This window comes from Variovorax sp. V213 (assembly GCF_041154455.1).
Lineage (GTDB): Bacteria > Pseudomonadota > Gammaproteobacteria > Burkholderiales > Burkholderiaceae_C > Variovorax.
The window spans coordinates 572,632-587,487 of record NZ_AP028665.1 but is presented as its reverse complement, the minus strand read 5'-3'; the positions used below and the strand labels follow the sequence as shown (position 1 = coordinate 587,487).

Sequence of the window (14,856 nt, the reverse complement as noted above, 5' to 3'; positions counted from 1 at the left end):
GGAGACATTTCATGCAGCTTCAAGGAAAAACCATCGTCGTCACCGGCGTGTCGTCGGGCATCGGCGCCGAGGTGGTGCGCATCGCGCGCTTCGCCGGCGCCCGCGTCATCGGCGTGGACCGCAACGACCCGAGCCTCACGCTCGACGGCTTCGTCAAGGCCGACTTGAGTTCCGCCGCCGCCATCGATGCGGCCGTGGCGCAATTGCCCGAGCGCTTCGATGCGCTGTGCAACATCGCCGGTGTGCCCGGCACGGCGCCCGTCAAGCTGGTCGCCGAGGTCAACTACCTGGGGCTGCGCCACCTGACGGAGCAGGCGCTGCCGCGCATCCCGCGTGGCGGTTCCATCGTCAACGTGGCCTCCATCCTCGGCGCCGAGTGGCCGCAGCGAGTGGCGCTGCACAAGGCCCTGGCCGCCGCGCAAGGCTTCGAGGCCGGCGCCCATTGGCTGCGCGACCACCCCGTGCCGCAGGAGAGCTGCTACCAGTACTTCAAGGAAGCGCTGATCGTCTGGAGCGCCACGCAGTCGCAAACATGGTTTCTGGATCGCGGCGTGCGCATGAACAGCGTCGCGCCGGGGCCGGTGTTCACGCCGATCCTGGGCGACTTCGTGAGCATGCTCGGCCAGGAGCGGGTCGAGGCCGATGCGCACCGCATGCTGCGACCCGGCTTCGCCGACGAGATCGCGCCGGTGATCGCGTGGCTGTGCAGCGACCAGGCACGCTGGATCAGCGGCGCCAACATCCCCGTCGACGGCGGACTCGCATCGACCTACATCTGAGCCGCCATGAGCCACACACCCATTCCCACCATGCTCGACACCGCGCCCCTGGACCCGGCGCTGGCCGGCTTTCTGGCGCAGGCCGCCGCCCAAGGCAATCCGCCGCTGGAGTCGCTGCCGCCGCCGGTGGCGCGGCAGGTCTACCGCGACCTGGCCGCCGGCCTGGGCCTGCCGGCGCCGGCCATCGCATCGGCGAATGACCGTGTCATCGACGGACCCGGCAGCCCGCTGACGCTGCGCATCTACCAGCCCGGCGCCCAGGGGCCGCTTCCCTTGCTGCTCTACGTGCACGGTGGCGGCTTCGTGATCGGCGACCTCGAAACCCACGATAAGGTGTGCCGCACCTTGTGCCACCACGTGGCGGCCGTGGTGGTGGCGGTCGACTACCGGTTGGCGCCCGAACATCCTTTTCCGGCGGCGGTGGACGACGTGGCCTGTGCGCTGCGCTGGGTGGCCGCGCACGCGCACGCACTCGGCGCCGATCCGTCGCGCATCGCGCTGGCCGGCGACAGCGCGGGCGCGCAACTCGCCGCCGTGGCGGCGCTGCGTGCAGCCGGCGCCGCTGCGCCGCATGCCCCGCGCGCGCTGGGCCTCATCTATCCGGTCGCCCAGCACTACAGCGAGCCGAGCCCTTCGATGCTCGAGAACGGCGAGGGCAAGTTCCTCACCAACGGCGTCATGCAGTGGTTCATCGATTGCTACCTTGGCGGGCGCCAGGAGTTGGCGCGGCACGCCGATTTCGCCTTGCTGCACTCGCAGGCACTGGCCACGCTGCCCCCCACCTGGCTCGCCACCATGGGCCACGACCCGCTGCGCGACGAAGGCCATGCGCTGGCGCAGCGCATCGCCGAGGCCGGCGTGCCGACCGAGCACCGCCACTACCCCGGCGCCATTCACGCCTGCATTCACTTCACCGCCCTATCGCCGCTGGGCTCTCAGGTCATGGGCGACCTGGCCGGGTGGCTGCGCGCGCAACTGTCGCCCCGCTTCCCCTATTCGGCGCCCGAAGATGTGGTCTCGTTCCAGCCGCCGCCCAGGGTCTTGTAGAAGGTCACCAGGTTCGTGAAGCGCGACAGCCGGGTGCCGATGAGGTTCTGCTGCGCGGTGTAGAGCGAGCGCTGCGCGTCGAGCACGCTCAGGTAGCTGTCGACGCCGCGCTTGAAGCGCGCGTCCGACAACCGGTAGCTCTCCGCCGTGGCGTCCACCAGCGACTGCTGGGCGTCGAGCTGCCGGCCCAGCGTGCTGCGCTGCGCGAGCGCGTCAGACACCTCGCGAAAGGCCGTCTGGATGGCTTTCTCGTACTGCGCCACGTAGATGTCGCGGTCCGTGCGCGCGATGTCGAGATTGGCCCGATTCGCACCGCCGTCGAAGATCGGCAATGAAATCTGCGGCGCAAAACTCCAGCTGCGCGAGCCGCCCGTGAACATGTTCGACAGGCTTGCGCTGGAGCTGCCGGCGGACGCCGTGAGGCTGATGCGCGGATAGAACGCCGCGCGTGCCGCACCGATGTTGGCGTTGGCCGCCCTCAGATCGCGCTCGGCCTGCAGGATGTCGGGCCGGCGTTGCAGCAGATCCGAAGGCAGGCCCGGCGGAATGGTCGCCAGCGGACTGGCCGCGGCCGCCTCTCCCGCGGGCAAGGCCTGGGGCAGCAGCTCGGCCGGCAGGTCGGCGCCGGCCAGCAGCACCAATGCATTGCGGTCCTGCGCGACCTGCGCGGTGTAGCGCTCGACGTCGACGCGCGCGGTGTCGACGCTCGTCTGCGCCTGGCGCAGCGTCAGGGCCGAGGCCGCGCCCAGTTCGAAGCTGCGCTGGTTGAGCCGGTAGGTGCGGCCCTGGCTCGCGAGCGTGTCCTGCGCGAGCCGGAGCCGGTCCTGGTCGGCGGCCATCGTGAGGTAGGCCGTCGCCACCTCGGCCACCAGGCTGATCTGCGTGCTGCGGCGCGCCTCGGTGGTGGAGAAGAACTGCTCCAGCGCCTGCGCATTGAGGCTGCGTACACGGCCGAACAGATCGATCTCGTAGGCGCTGAAACCGAGCGACGCGCTGTAGCTGTGCGAAACCTGCGCACTGCCGCTGGCCGACAGGTCCGCCGGCGTGCGGCTGCCGTTGCCGCCAGCGCTGGCGTTGACGGCGGGGAACAGCGCCGCATCCTGCACGCGGTACTGGGCGCGCGCCTTCTCGATATTCAGCGCGGCCACGCGCAGGTCGCGGTTGTTGGCCAGCGCCGTCTCGATCACACGCTGCAACGCGGGGTCGGTGAACACGTCGCGCCAGCCGATCCCGGCGACCGGCACGGCAGCGGCTGCCGCGGTGTCCCCGGCAAATGCCTGCGGCACCGGCGCCATCGGCCGCTGGTAGGCGGGCATCAGGCTGCACCCGGTGAGCAGCAGCGCCGCGAGCGCCACGGATGTCGATGTGAAGCGGTACATGTCAGAGACCTTCCGAAGCGGCCGCGGCCGCATGGGCGTGAGATGCGGCGGAAGCCGGCTCGGCGGGCTTGCGCTTGAACATTCCAAGCACGAGAACAAAGAACAGCGGCACGAAGAATATGGCCAGGATGGTGCCGGACAGCATGCCGCCGATCACCGCCGTGCCCAACGCGTGCTGCGCACCGGCGCCCGCGCCGCTGCCCAGCACCAGCGGCAGCACGCCCAGAATGAAGGCCAGCGAGGTCATCAGGATGGGGCGCAGGCGCATGCGGACCGCTTGCAGCGCCGACTCCACAAGGCTCAGGCCTCCTTCGTACAGCTCCTTCGCGAACTCGACGATCAGGATGGCGTTCTTCGACGCCAGGCCGATCGTGGTGAGAAGTCCCACCTGAAAGTACACGTCGTTCATCTTCCAGGTCAGCATCGCGCCGAGCAGCGCGCCGAACACGCCCAGCGGCACCACCATGATCACGGAGAACGGGATGGCCCAGCTCTCGTAGAGCGCGGCCAGGCAGAGGAACACGATCAGGATCGACAGCGCATACAGCAGGCCGGTCTGTCCGCTCGACGCCTTCTCCTGGCGCGACAGGCCGGTCCATTCGTAGCCGATGCCCGGCGGCAGCTTGGCAACCGCCGCTTCCACGATGGCGAGCGCTTCCCCGCTCGACGCGGAACCCGGCATGGCCATGCCCAGGATCTCCATCGACGGCACGCCGTTGTAGCGCTCCAGCCGCGGCGAGCCGGAAGTCCACCCCGCCTTGGCAAACGAGGTGAAGGGCACCATGGTGCCGGCGCTGTTGCGCACGTACCAGCGGTCGATGTCCTCCGGCAGCATGCGGTATTGCGCATCGGCCTGCAGCATCACCTTCTTCACGCGGCCCTTGTCGATGAAGTCGTTGACATAGCTGCTGCCCCACGCGGCGGAGAAGGTGTTGTTGATGTCGGCCATCGAAAGGCCGAGCGCTCCGGCCTTGTGCGGATCGATCTCCAGGCGGAACTCGGGTGTGTCCTCCATGCCGTTGGGCCGCACGGCCACCAGGCGCTTGTCATTCGACAGTTCACCCAGCAGCTGGTTGCGCGCCTGCATCAGCGCGGCATGGCCCAGGTTGGCCCGATCCTGCAGCATCAGGTCGAAGCCGGTGGCATTGCCCAGCTCCGCCACCGCGGGCGGCGCGAAGGCGAACACCTTCGCATCGCGAATGGTCGCGAAGAACGCGCCGGCCTTGGCCGCGACGCCGGTCACGCTCAGTGCCTCGCCCGGGCGCTCGTCCCAGGGCTTGAGCTTGACGAAGGCGAAGCCCGTGTTCTGGCCGCTGCCCGCGAAGCTGAAGCCCGACACCGCGAACACGCCGGAGACCGCCTCCTTCTGGTCCTCCAGGAAGTGATGCTCGACCCGATGGATCACCTCGTCGGTGCGCGCGCTGGTGGCGCCGGGCGGCAGCTGGATCAACACGAACATCGTGCCCTGGTCCTCGTCCGGCAGAAAGCCCACCGGCAGCTTCATGAAACCGAAGACCACGGCCGCCAGCAGCACCGCATAGACGAACATGTAGCGCCAGCCCTTGCCCAGCATGTGGCGCACCACGCCCTGGTAGCGGCGGTTGCCGCGGTCGAAATTGCGGTTGAACCAGCCGAAGAAGCCGGTGGTCGCCATTGCATGGCCCTTGGCAACCGGCTTGAGCAGCGTCGCGCACAGGGCCGGCGTGAGCACCAGCGCCACCAGCACCGAGAGCGTCATGGCCGAGACGATCGTGATCGAGAACTGCCGGTAGATCACGCCGGTGGAGCCGCTGAAGAAGGCCATCGGCACGAACACCGCCGCCAGCACCAGGGCCACGCCGACGAGGGCGCCGGTGATCTGGCCCATCGACTTGCGCGTGGCTTCCTTCGGCGAAAGCCCCTCCTGCGTCATCAGCCGCTCGACGTTCTCGACCACCACGATGGCGTCGTCCACCAGGAGGCCGATGGCCAGCACCATGGCGAACATGGTCAGCGTGTTGATCGTGAAGCCGAAGGCCGCGAGCACGCCGAAGGTGCCCAGCAGCACCACCGGCACCGCAATGGTCGGGATCAGCGTGGCGCGGAAGTTCTGCAGGAAGAGATACATCACCAGGAACACCAGCACCACCGCTTCGATGAGCGTGCGCACGACCTCCTCGATGGAGATGCGCACGAACGGCGTGGTGTCGTAGGGCTTTTGCACCTTCATGCCCGGCGGGAAGAACTTCTCGAGCTCGGCCACGCGGGCATCGATCGCCTTCACCGTGTCGAGCGCATTGGCGCCGGCCGCAAGCTTGATCGCGAGGCCCGCGGCGGGCTTGCCGTTGTAGCGGCCAACCGTGCCGTAGGACTCGCTGCCCAGCTCGATGCGGGCCACGTCGCGCAGGCGCACCTGCGAGCCGTCGGTCTGTGTGCGAAGCAGGATGCCCTCGAACTCCCCTGCGGTCTTCAGCCGCGTCTGCGAGGTGATGGTGGCGTTGATCTGCTGGTTGCCGGTCGCGGGCAGCCCGCCGAGCTGGCCGGAGGAGACCTGCGCGTTCTGCGCCTGGATGGCGGTCTTCACGTCGATCGGCGTGAGGTTGAAGTTGGCAAGCTTGTCGGGGTCGAGCCACACGCGCATGGCGTACTGCGAGCCGAACAGCGTGGTGTCGCCCACGCCTTCGACCCGGCTGATCGCGTCCTGCACGTTGGCGGCCACGTAGTCGGACAGGTCGGAGCCGTTCATGCGGCCGTCTTCCGAGGTGAAGGCCAGCACGTTCAGGAAGTTGGTGGCCGACTTGGTGACGGTGACGCCCTGCTGCTGCACTTCTTGCGGCAGCAGCGGCGTGGCCAGCGACAGCTTGTTCTGCACCTGCACCTGGGCGGTGTCGGGATCGGTGCCGTTCTCGAAGGTCAGCGTGATGGTGACCGAGCCCGACGACTCGCTGGTCGAGGCCATGTAGCTCAGCCGGTCGAGCCCCTTCATCTTCTGCTCGATGACCTGGGTCACGGTGTCCTCCAGTGTCTTGGCGGAAGCGCCCGGGTAGTTGGCGGTGACCGCGACCGCGGGCGGCGCGATGCTCGGGTACTGGGCGATCGGAAGCGTGAAGATCGAGAGCACCCCCGCCAGCATCACGATGATGGCGAGGACCCAGGCGAACACCGGGCGGTCGATGAAAAAGCGTGCCATGGAAGTCTTTCGCCGTTCAGTGGGCTGTGCCCTTGGGCGCGTCGGCGGCCGAAGCGCCAGCCGGCTTCGCTTTCCATGCCACCACCTTCACCTCGACGCCGGGGGCGGCGCGCTGCTGGCCATCGACCACCAACTGCTCGCCGGCCTGGAGGCCGCTGCTCACCAGCCACTGGTCGCCCACGGCGCGTTCGGTCTCCAGGGCGCGCAGCTGCAGCTTGTTGTCCTTGCCCACCACATAGGCGGTCGGCTTGCCCGTGCTGCCGCGGGAGACCGCCTGTTGCGGCACGAGCAGGCCCTGCTCCTTCACGCCTTCCTGCAGCACCGCGCGCACGTACATGCCGGGCAGCAGGTCGGCGTTCGGGTTCGGGAACACGGCGCGCAGCGTGATGGCGCCGGTGTTCTGGTCGACTGTCACGTCCGAGAACTCGAGCTTGCCCTCCATCGGATAGGCGCTGCCGTCCTCGAGCAGCAGCTTCACCTTGGCGGTGTTGGCGCCGGCCTTCTGCAGCTCGCCGCGCGCCATCGCCTGCTTCAGCCGCAGCAGCGCCGCGCTGGGCTGCGTCACGTCGACATAGATCGGGTCGAGCTGCTGGATGGTCGCAAGCGCACTGGCCTGGCTCGCAGTGACCAGTGCGCCCGGCGTGACGCTCGACTTGCCGATGCGGCCGGAGATCGGCGCATCCACGCGGGCATACGCCAGGTTGATGCGGCTGGTCTCGACATTCGCCCTGGCCGATGCGACGTCGGCCTCGCCCTGTCCGAGCGAGGCGGCAGCGTCGTCGTAGTCCTGCTGGCTCACGGCCTGGATGGCCACCAGCTCCTTGTAGCGCTCGGCCTTGAGCCGGGTCGTCTTGAGGCTGGCTTCCGCCTTGGCCAGCGCGGCCACGTTGCTGTCGTAGGTCGCCTTGTAGGTGGCGGGATCGATCTGGTACAGGGGCTCGCCGGCCTTCACGTCGCTGCCCTCGCGGAACTTGCGCGCTTTCACGATGCCGTTGACCTGGGGCCGCACATCGGCGATCAGGAACGGCACGGTGCGCCCGGGCAGTTCGGTGCTCAGTGCCACGCGCTGGGGCTGCACCGTGACCACGCCCACCTCGGGCGTGCCGGGCGCCGGAGGCGGACCGCCCGGCGGCTTGCCGCAGGCGACGAGCAGGCAGGTGGACACGAGGGCCGAGGCAAAGGTCAGGCCATAGGTGAGAGAGGGACGCATGACAGGGTTCCTGGAAGATGACCGAACGACGGCTGAAGGTCGGTCCGCGTTTAAATAGACAGTGATGTATAGGAATGTATTTTGACTTCCAGGAGATGTCAATCAATAATGAGCAGTCATGTATAGAAATAAGCAGGAGACCCGATGCGAGTCAGAACAGAAGCCAAGCGCGACGCGATCGTCCAGGTGGCGGCGGAGGTCTTTCGGGAACTGGGGTTCGAAGGCGCTTCCATGGTGGAAATCGCCGCCCGACTGGGCGGTTCGCGCGCCACGCTGTATGGCTACTTCAGCTCCAAGGAGGAGTTGTTCGTCGCCGTGATCCACGGCACGGCCAAGAACTATTTCGAGCCGATCTTCACGGCGCTGGAGCAGCACGGCGACGACGAAGACCTGGAACGCGTGCTGCAGGGCTTCGGCGAGAAGGTCCTGGCGGGGGCGTGCTCACAAGAAGCCATCCAGGCGCGCCGGGCCGTGATTGCGGAATCGGGCCGCAGCGATATCGGTCGGCTCTTCTTCGAGACCGGCCCCAAGAAGGGATTGACCCAGTTGGCAGGATTCCTGGAGCTGCAGATGCACAAGGGACGGCTTCGCAGCACCGATGCCATGGTGGCGGCCCGTCACCTGCTGGCGCTGCTGGATTCGGAGACGGTCACACCCTGTCTTCTTGGCATCCAGGGCCCCTCGTCTCGAAGGGACCTGCGAGAAGCGACGCGGCGCGCGCTGCAAACCTTTCTCCGGGGTTATGGCCCGGAGAACCTCGGGGCGCCCTAGCCGGGGCACCCGTGCACCGATGCCGGGCGCAGCGTAGGAGAGTCACCGTCACCAAGACGCGTCAAACCGGCATGGCGCGGCCCCTTCGCAGCGCTCAACCTGAAGTGCCGGAGGCATTGTGCCGCCGCGACCACAGGAGAAAAAAATGCCCGACAACCCGAAGAAGACAGGACTGGATCGCAAGCTGATCGCCATTGACGAGCCGCACGAAGTGCGTTCATGGACCGAGGCGCTGAAGTGTTCGGAGACGCAGCTGCGAGACGCGGTGAGAGTCGTCGGCAATTCGGCCGATGCCGTTCGCGCGTACCTGGTCGAGATGCGCAGGTGAGCTTCATCCCACGCAACGGCAGAAAAGGGAGTCGTCATGGCCATATACCTTGCATGGCGGATCTGGATGAAGGCGAAATGGCACCTCCGGCGCTGGCCCCTCTCATGAAGGGCGGCGAGGCTTTGTCCTCGCAGAGCCATGCATGCAGTCGCGAACGCCGGTGGTCAGTGGTACTCGCGCTGCACGGCGTGCGAGAAGACCATCGGATCGGCCGCCAGGGAGGCCGGTAAAAACGTGGGCCGCAGATTGATGAACGGAAGCTCCGCGACGGGGAACCAGCGGAACTCCAGCTCCAGGTGGTTTTCGATTCCCCGGTAGCTTCGCGTCTTGTCCAGATGCTGCGAATCCTCGCCCAGCGAGACGAGAAAGTAGAACCCGATCTCATGGTTCCGCCTGCCCGCCAGGTCGAAAAAATTCTCCGCGATGTGAAGAAGCGGTCCGCACCCGACCTCTTCGCCAAGTTCTTCCCTCATCTCCCGGACGATGGTGGCCGATGCCTCTTCGCCCACTTCGACCCGGCCGCCGGGCAAGGCCCAGTACGTATCGCCCGGAGCCCGGTGCACGAGCACGTGGCCCGCATGGAGGATGATGGCGGCGGCACGAACCTGAAAGCGCTGGCCGTCAAGATGGACTGAAATCATGGTTCGCGATTGTGGCCGGCGAACGCCCTGCAGGCCATGGCGCCGAGCTTGCGCAGGCCCTTCTCGATGCGCGCATCCCAACCATGGCCGCCGCTCAGCCGAAGGCAGTGGGCGTACTTTCCGCTCGCCGAGAACACGACGCCAGGCGCGAAGCAGATGCCCTTGTCCAGCGCCTGGGCAAACAGCGCCCGCGTGTCCGCCGGCTCGGGCAGCTCGACCCACAGCACGAAGTTTCCTGCCGGCCTCGACACCTTCGTTTCCGGCGGAAAAGCCTGCTCGATCACACGCGTCATGCGGCCCAGCGTGTCGGCAAACTCGCGCCGGATGCGGCGCAGGTGGCGGTCGTAGTCGCCGGTCGACAGGAAGGTGGCGAGCGCCAACTGCGTCAGCACCGGTGTCGCAAGACTCGTGGCGAACTTGGTCTCGAGCACCCGCGCCATGTGCCGGCCGGTCACGATCCAGCCGATGCGGTAGCCGGGCGCGAGCGTCTTGGAGAACGAGCCGCAGTAGATGACGTTGTCGTGCGTGTCGAGCGCGCTGAAAGGCAGGGGACGCTCCTCGCCGAAATGGACGTCGCCATACACGTCGTCCTCGATCAGCGGCACGCGGTGCTTGGCGAGCAGGCGCAGTATGGTGCGCTTGTTCTCTTCGGGAATGGTGCAGCCGAGCGGATTGCTGAAGCTCGACGCCAGCACGCAGGCGCGTACCTTGCCCGAGGCCACCACATCGCGCAGCGCATCGACATCCACGCCGGTGATGGGATCGGTCGGCAGTTCGACCACCTTGAGATTCTTCGCTCGCAGAACCTGCAGCAGCCCGAAGTAGGTGGGCGACTCGATCGCGACCGCGTCGCCCGGCTCCGTGACGGCGTCGAGTGCCAGCGCCAGCGCCTCGGTACAGCCGCAGGTGATGGCAATGTCGTCCGGCGACAGCGCCTGCCCGAAACGCAGTGCGCGCCGCGCGATCTCCAGGCGCAGCGACATCTCTCCGCGCGGCGGCGAGTAGGTGTTGCACTGCCCGCCCTTCACGCGCGCCGTACGCGCAAGAACGAGGTCGAGCTTGGATGAAGACAGCAGGCGCTGGTTGGGAATGGCGCAGCCGAGCGGCACCAGGGCTTCGTCCGAAGCGTGCTCCAGAAGGCTCAGCATGAGACCCGACAGCTCCACCTTGGCGGGCCGGACCGAATGCCGCGTGGTCGTGGGCACGGGCAAGGCGGGCGGCGCCTTGGCAACGTAGTAGCCCGACTGCGGCCGCACCTCGAGAATGCCGCGGTCTTCGAGCAGGCGGTAGGCTTGCACCGCGGTACTGAGGCTGGTGCGCTGCTGCGTGCTGATCTCGCGCAGCGATGGTGCCCGCGCCCCGGGCTGAAGCGCGCCGCGGCCGGCCAGGCCGGCGACGAAATCGGCGACTTCTTCATAACGGAACCGGAGTGGCTGCTGCGACACGGATGACTCCTCTTTGCATGGACGACGCTGCACGCAACTGTACTGCACTCAATTTCAGGAAATTGTGGCTGTTATCGCGGGCCGAGAATCTGCAAGATGAGTGCATCGGCAGCAACGAATCAAGCAGCAGCACATGGCACGGTTTCCGGACAACGAGATCATCTCCCTGGTCAGCAAGGCGCCCCGCTTCGATCTCGCGGAGAGCGTGGGCCCGAGCGTGCGGCTGGCGGAATTGATCGACACGGCGTTCGGCGGCGACGCCGACTTTTCGCTCGACTACGGCACGGCGGCGGGCAAGCTGGAGCTTCGGCAGGAGATCGCGAACGACCATGGCGTCGACGCGGATGACGTCGTGGTCACGGTCGGCGGCATGCACGCGCTTTTTCTCATCGCCTTCACGCTGTGCCAGGCGGGCGATGAAGCCATCGTGGCCGAGCCGGTGTTCCCGCTCGCGCGCAACGCGCTGGCTGCCGTCGGCGCCGTGACGCGCGCGCTCCCGCTCGGCTTCGACACGGGTTATCGGGTCGACCCGGACGCGCTGCGCCAGCTGCTGTCGCCAAAGACCAAAGTAGTGAGCCTGGCCTCGCCGCAAAACCCGTCGGGTGTCGCGATTCCTGCGCAGACCTTGCGCGAAATCGCGGCGATGCTGGCCGAGCATGCGCCCGAGGCCTGGCTGCTGGTCGACGAGACCTACCGCGAGGCGGCCTATGGCGACGATGCCGCGGCACCCAGCGCCGCGTGCCTGGGGCGCAAGGTCATCTCGGTGTCCTCGCTGTCCAAATGCCACGGCTCGGCGGGCTTGCGCATTGGCTGGGCCATCACGCGCGACGCGGCGCTGCGCCAGGCCCTGGTCACGGCAAAGTTCAGCACGGTGATCTCGTGCTCGCCGGTCGACGAGGCGCTTGCGCTGGCCGTGTTCAGGCAGCGCGACCGGATCATCGGCGAGAGGCGCAAGCTCCTCGCGCAGAACCTGCAGTTCACCGAGCAATGGGTGTCGCGCCATCCCGACCACATCGAATGGGTGCGCCCCGATGCCGGGGCGCTGTGCTGCGTGCGGCTCAAGCGCGACGTCTTCAATGCTGCGGCCGTCGAACGCTTCTACTCGACGCTGGCCAAATACAGCACGCGTGTTGCACCCGGTCCGTGGTTCGGGGACGAGCCGCTGGTGTTTCGGCTGGGCTTCGGATTGCCGACGCTCACGCAGCTGGCCATCGCGCTGGAATGCGTATCGGTGGCGCTGACCGAAGCCACGCAGGCTGGCGGCGAATAGGGCCTGCCCGGCAGCCTAGGCCGCCTTGCGGCGAGGGCCGGGTGCCTTCTTGCGCGTGGCCTTCTTCGCGGCGGCACCGGTTTTTGCGCTGGCGCCGGGCTTGGCACCCGCCGTCTTCTTCGCCGGCGTGCCGGCCGACTTGGCGGCCTTGCCGCCCTTGAGGCTGCGCTTCAGAAGCTCCGTCAGATCGATGATCTCGGCGCCCTGGGCCGGCGCTTCTTCTTCGGGTTCGATCACCGTTTCGGTATCGCCGGCCTTGACCTTCTTCTGGACGACCTTCATGACCGCGTGCTTGAACTCGTCCTTGAACTCGTCGGGGTCCCACTTCCCGCTCATGTCCTTCACGAGTTGCTCGGCCATCTTCATCTCCGAGGCCGTCACCTTGGCTCCCTTGACCCCGGCCGCGGGCAGGTCCAGCCCCGCGAGCGATTTCACCTCGTCGCCCCAGCGAAGCAGGTTGAGCACGAGCACCTCGCCGGCCGGCACCAGGACGGCCAGGTGCTGCTTGGTGGAAACCACGACCTTGGCCAGGCCCACCTTGCCGGTCTTGGCCAGGACCTCGCGCAGCAGCGCATAGACCTTCTGCCCCTTGTTGATCGGCGCGACGTAATACGGCCGCTCGAGATAGACGAACGGAATCTCGTGGGCGTCGATGAAGCGCTGGATCTCGATGGTCTGCGTCGTGCGCGGGTAGATGGCCTCGATCTCGTCGGGCGAGATGACGACGTACTTGCCGTCTTCGTACTCGAACCCCTTCACGATGTCGTCCTTATCGATCTCCTTGCCGGTCCTCTTGTTGATGCGCTTATAGCCCACGGGGTCCATGCTGCGCTTGTCGAGCCAGTCGAAATCGACGCCCTGCTCGGTGCTCGCGGTGTGCAGGCCCACCGGAATGTGCACCAGCCCGAAAGTGATCGCGCCTTTCCAGAGGGTTCTGCTGGCGGTGGCCAAGATTCAGCTCCTTGCGGTGAGTCGGATGGGCGACCCTAGCGCGAAGCAGCGGCATCGCTCGTAGGAAGAAGCCACCTGGCGACTACGTCCTGCTCTGAAGACGCCGGAACGCGCTGAAATGCCGGATCGCGAGCTGCTTGTGCCCCAGCTCGGCGTACAGCAGCGCGGCGTTCTGGTGGGCATCGGCCAGGTCGGGCTGCAGCTGCAAGGCCTTCTCGTAGCTGGCCAGCGCGTCCTGGATGCGGCCGGCCCCCTCCAACGCCACCGCGTGGTTGTAGTGCATCAGAGGGTCGTCGCCGCAGTGCCGGACGCCCACGTCGTACAGGTCCGCGGCTTCGTCGCACCGGCCGGCTTCGCAGAGCATGAAGCCCAGGTTGAGGTAGGCATGGGCGTAGCCGGGCTCCTCCTTCAGGATCTGCCGGTAGGTGGCTTCGGCCGCCTGGGGCGCCGCGGACTCCAGCGCCTCGGCCTGTGCAAAGAGCGCGTCGAGGTCGGCGGTGTCGGGGGCCCGGCCCTGTTGGGAGAACAGGAAACTCACCGAGCCCGTGCCGGGCTCGACGCTCAGGTCCAGCAGCAGCTGGCCGGTGTCCGGCTCCCAGTGGGCATGGGCCGAGCGCACGGTCACCCGGTCGCCCTCGGCCTTGATGCGGATGCCGGCCAGCGGCATCTGTGCGGGCAGCGTGGCCTTCAGCTGCCGCAGGGACCGCAGAATCTGCCGCGTCGGGATGCGCGCGGCGCGCAGCTCATGGGCGGAACGCAGAAGAACCACGTCCTGGAACGAGAACCGCCAGGTTCCCGCCGGCGTCTTGACCGGCGCGACGAAGCCAAGCTCGATGAGCTTGCTCACGGCATGCCGCGTGAGGCCCAGCAGCTGGACCACGCCGCGCAGGGTGTAGGGCGACGAGAATTCGGTCGAGGCTTTCACTTCTTCATGCGCGCGCGTGAAGGGGCAGGAGCCGCCTTTTCGGGCGCCTTGGGCGCGCGCTTGGCCTTGCTCGAGACACTGCGCAAGGGCGTGACCGCCGGCGGGCTGGCGCTGCTTTTCGCCGCCGCCGGGCGCGCCTTCGGGCCCGAGGTCGAATGGCGCGCAAGGCTGGCCTTGAGCATTTCGGCCAGATCGATCACCTGCCCGCTGGCCGCATCCTCCGGATGCTCCGTCGCCACGATTTCCTCGCCCGCGATCTTCGCGTCGATGGCGGCGAGGATGCGCTTCTTCTCCTCGTCCTCGAACATCGTCGGGTCGTAGCTTTCCTCGGAGATCTGGTCGATCAGCTGCAGCGCGAGCTTGAGTTCCGACGCGCTCGGCTCCAGCTGCTCGATCTCCAGGTCCTGCAGCGAACGCACCTCGTCCGCATACAGCAGCTGCTGAAGAATCAATCCCTCCTCCTGGGCGCGCACCTGGACCACGTACTGCTTCGCCTTCCAGGCCCATTTGGCGAGCGCGCAGCGGCCGCTTTCGAGCATGGCCTTCTTGAGCAGGTTGTACGGTTTGCCGCCGCGCTTGTCGGGCGCGAGGAAGTACGGCTTGTCGTAGTAGATCGGATCGACCGCATCGGCCGGAATGAAGGCGACGATGTCGATGAGGTGGCTCGCGCCTTCCTCCAGGGCCTTGAGCTCTTCGGGCTTGAAGATCACGAACTTGTCTTTTTCGAATTCGTAGCCCTTCACCATCTCGGCGCGCGGAACCACCTTCTGGGGGTCGCTGGCGGAAACGTACTGCTGCTTGACCCGCTCGCCCTCCTTGGACAGCAGGTTGAAATGCACCGTCGCCGAACCCTCGGTGGCCGAGTAGAGGCGAACCGGGATCGAAACCAGGCCGAAGCCGAGCGACAGCGAAGCGATAGAACGTGCAGTGGCCATCTGGAG

At 67.2% G+C, this 14,856-nt stretch carries 13 protein-coding genes; 5 read left to right on the top strand and 8 right to left on the bottom strand.

The genetic code is table 11. The annotated features are described in order from the left end of the window. Positions 1–11 precede the first annotated feature (11 nt). Positions 12–779 (top strand): coniferyl-alcohol dehydrogenase, encoded by a 768-nt coding sequence (locus tag ACAM55_RS27950; protein WP_369656517.1) that lies wholly within the window; start codon positions 12–14, stop codon positions 777–779. 6 nt (positions 780–785) lie between these two features. Further along, positions 786–1,826, top strand: a complete 1,041-nt coding sequence (locus tag ACAM55_RS27945; RefSeq protein WP_369656516.1) for an alpha/beta hydrolase — start codon at positions 786–788, stop codon at positions 1,824–1,826. Here the strand turns inward: ACAM55_RS27945 and adeC are convergent. From adeC to ACAM55_RS27930, 3 genes are read right to left on the bottom strand one after another with little or no spacing between them, the layout of a single operon-like run. Beyond that, entirely contained in the window at positions 1,772–3,205 is a 1,434-nt protein-coding gene (adeC, locus tag ACAM55_RS27940) for an AdeC/AdeK/OprM family multidrug efflux complex outer membrane factor (protein ID WP_369656515.1), read from the bottom strand. The two genes, ACAM55_RS27945 and adeC, sit on opposite strands and share 55 nt — an antisense overlap. A 1-nt stretch (position 3,206) precedes the next feature. Further along, on the bottom strand, positions 3,207–6,374 hold the full coding sequence (locus ACAM55_RS27935; protein ID WP_369656514.1) for an efflux RND transporter permease subunit: 3,168 nt from the start codon (positions 6,372–6,374) through the stop codon (positions 3,207–3,209). Positions 6,375–6,390: 16 nt separating this feature from the next. Beyond that, entirely contained in the window at positions 6,391–7,584 is a 1,194-nt protein-coding gene (locus ACAM55_RS27930; RefSeq protein WP_369656513.1) for an efflux RND transporter periplasmic adaptor subunit, read from the bottom strand. A 144-nt stretch (positions 7,585–7,728) separates the two neighbouring features. Here ACAM55_RS27930 and ACAM55_RS27925 point away from each other — a divergent pair, with 144 nt between their 5' ends. After that, entirely contained in the window at positions 7,729–8,355 is a 627-nt protein-coding gene (locus ACAM55_RS27925; RefSeq protein ID WP_369656512.1) for a TetR/AcrR family transcriptional regulator, read from the top strand. Between the two features lie 145 nt (positions 8,356–8,500). Beyond that, complete coding sequence (locus tag ACAM55_RS27920) at positions 8,501–8,683, top strand: DUF3606 domain-containing protein (RefSeq protein WP_369656511.1); 183 nt, start codon at positions 8,501–8,503, stop codon at positions 8,681–8,683. 164 nt (positions 8,684–8,847) lie between these two features. On the opposite strand, the gene ACAM55_RS27915 is transcribed toward ACAM55_RS27920, so the two are convergent. Together ACAM55_RS27915 and ACAM55_RS27910 are read right to left on the bottom strand one after the other, a co-directional pair. Further along, positions 8,848–9,324, bottom strand: a complete 477-nt coding sequence (locus tag ACAM55_RS27915; RefSeq protein ID WP_369656510.1) for an NUDIX hydrolase — start codon at positions 9,322–9,324, stop codon at positions 8,848–8,850. Continuing rightward, a complete protein-coding gene (locus ACAM55_RS27910) occupies positions 9,321–10,769 on the bottom strand; it encodes a PLP-dependent aminotransferase family protein (protein WP_369656509.1) in 1,449 nt (482 codons plus the stop codon). Before ACAM55_RS27910 ends, ACAM55_RS27915 begins: the two co-directional genes overlap by 4 nt. 133 nt (positions 10,770–10,902) lie before the next feature. Between ACAM55_RS27910 and ACAM55_RS27905 the strand changes: the two genes are divergently transcribed. Then, the gene (locus ACAM55_RS27905) at positions 10,903–12,039 is read left to right on the top strand and encodes a pyridoxal phosphate-dependent aminotransferase (RefSeq protein WP_369656508.1); all 1,137 of its coding nucleotides are present in this window, start codon (positions 10,903–10,905) and stop codon (positions 12,037–12,039) included. 15 nt (positions 12,040–12,054) lie between these two features. On the opposite strand, the gene ACAM55_RS27900 is transcribed toward ACAM55_RS27905, so the two are convergent. The 3 genes from ACAM55_RS27900 to ACAM55_RS27890 all read right to left on the bottom strand — a co-directional run bounded on the left by ACAM55_RS27900 (position 12,055) and on the right by ACAM55_RS27890 (position 14,850). Further along, the gene (locus ACAM55_RS27900; RefSeq protein WP_369656507.1) at positions 12,055–12,990 is read right to left on the bottom strand and encodes a Ku protein; all 936 of its coding nucleotides are present in this window, start codon (positions 12,988–12,990) and stop codon (positions 12,055–12,057) included. An 82-nt stretch (positions 12,991–13,072) separates the two neighbouring features. Beyond that, positions 13,073–13,915, bottom strand: coding sequence for a tetratricopeptide repeat protein (locus tag ACAM55_RS27895; protein WP_369656506.1), 843 nt, complete (start codon positions 13,913–13,915; stop codon positions 13,073–13,075). Then, positions 13,912–14,850, bottom strand: a complete 939-nt coding sequence (locus ACAM55_RS27890; protein ID WP_369656505.1) for a Ku protein — start codon at positions 14,848–14,850, stop codon at positions 13,912–13,914. The genes ACAM55_RS27895 and ACAM55_RS27890 overlap by 4 nt, the downstream gene beginning before the upstream one ends. Between the last annotated feature and the right edge of the window lie 6 nt (positions 14,851–14,856).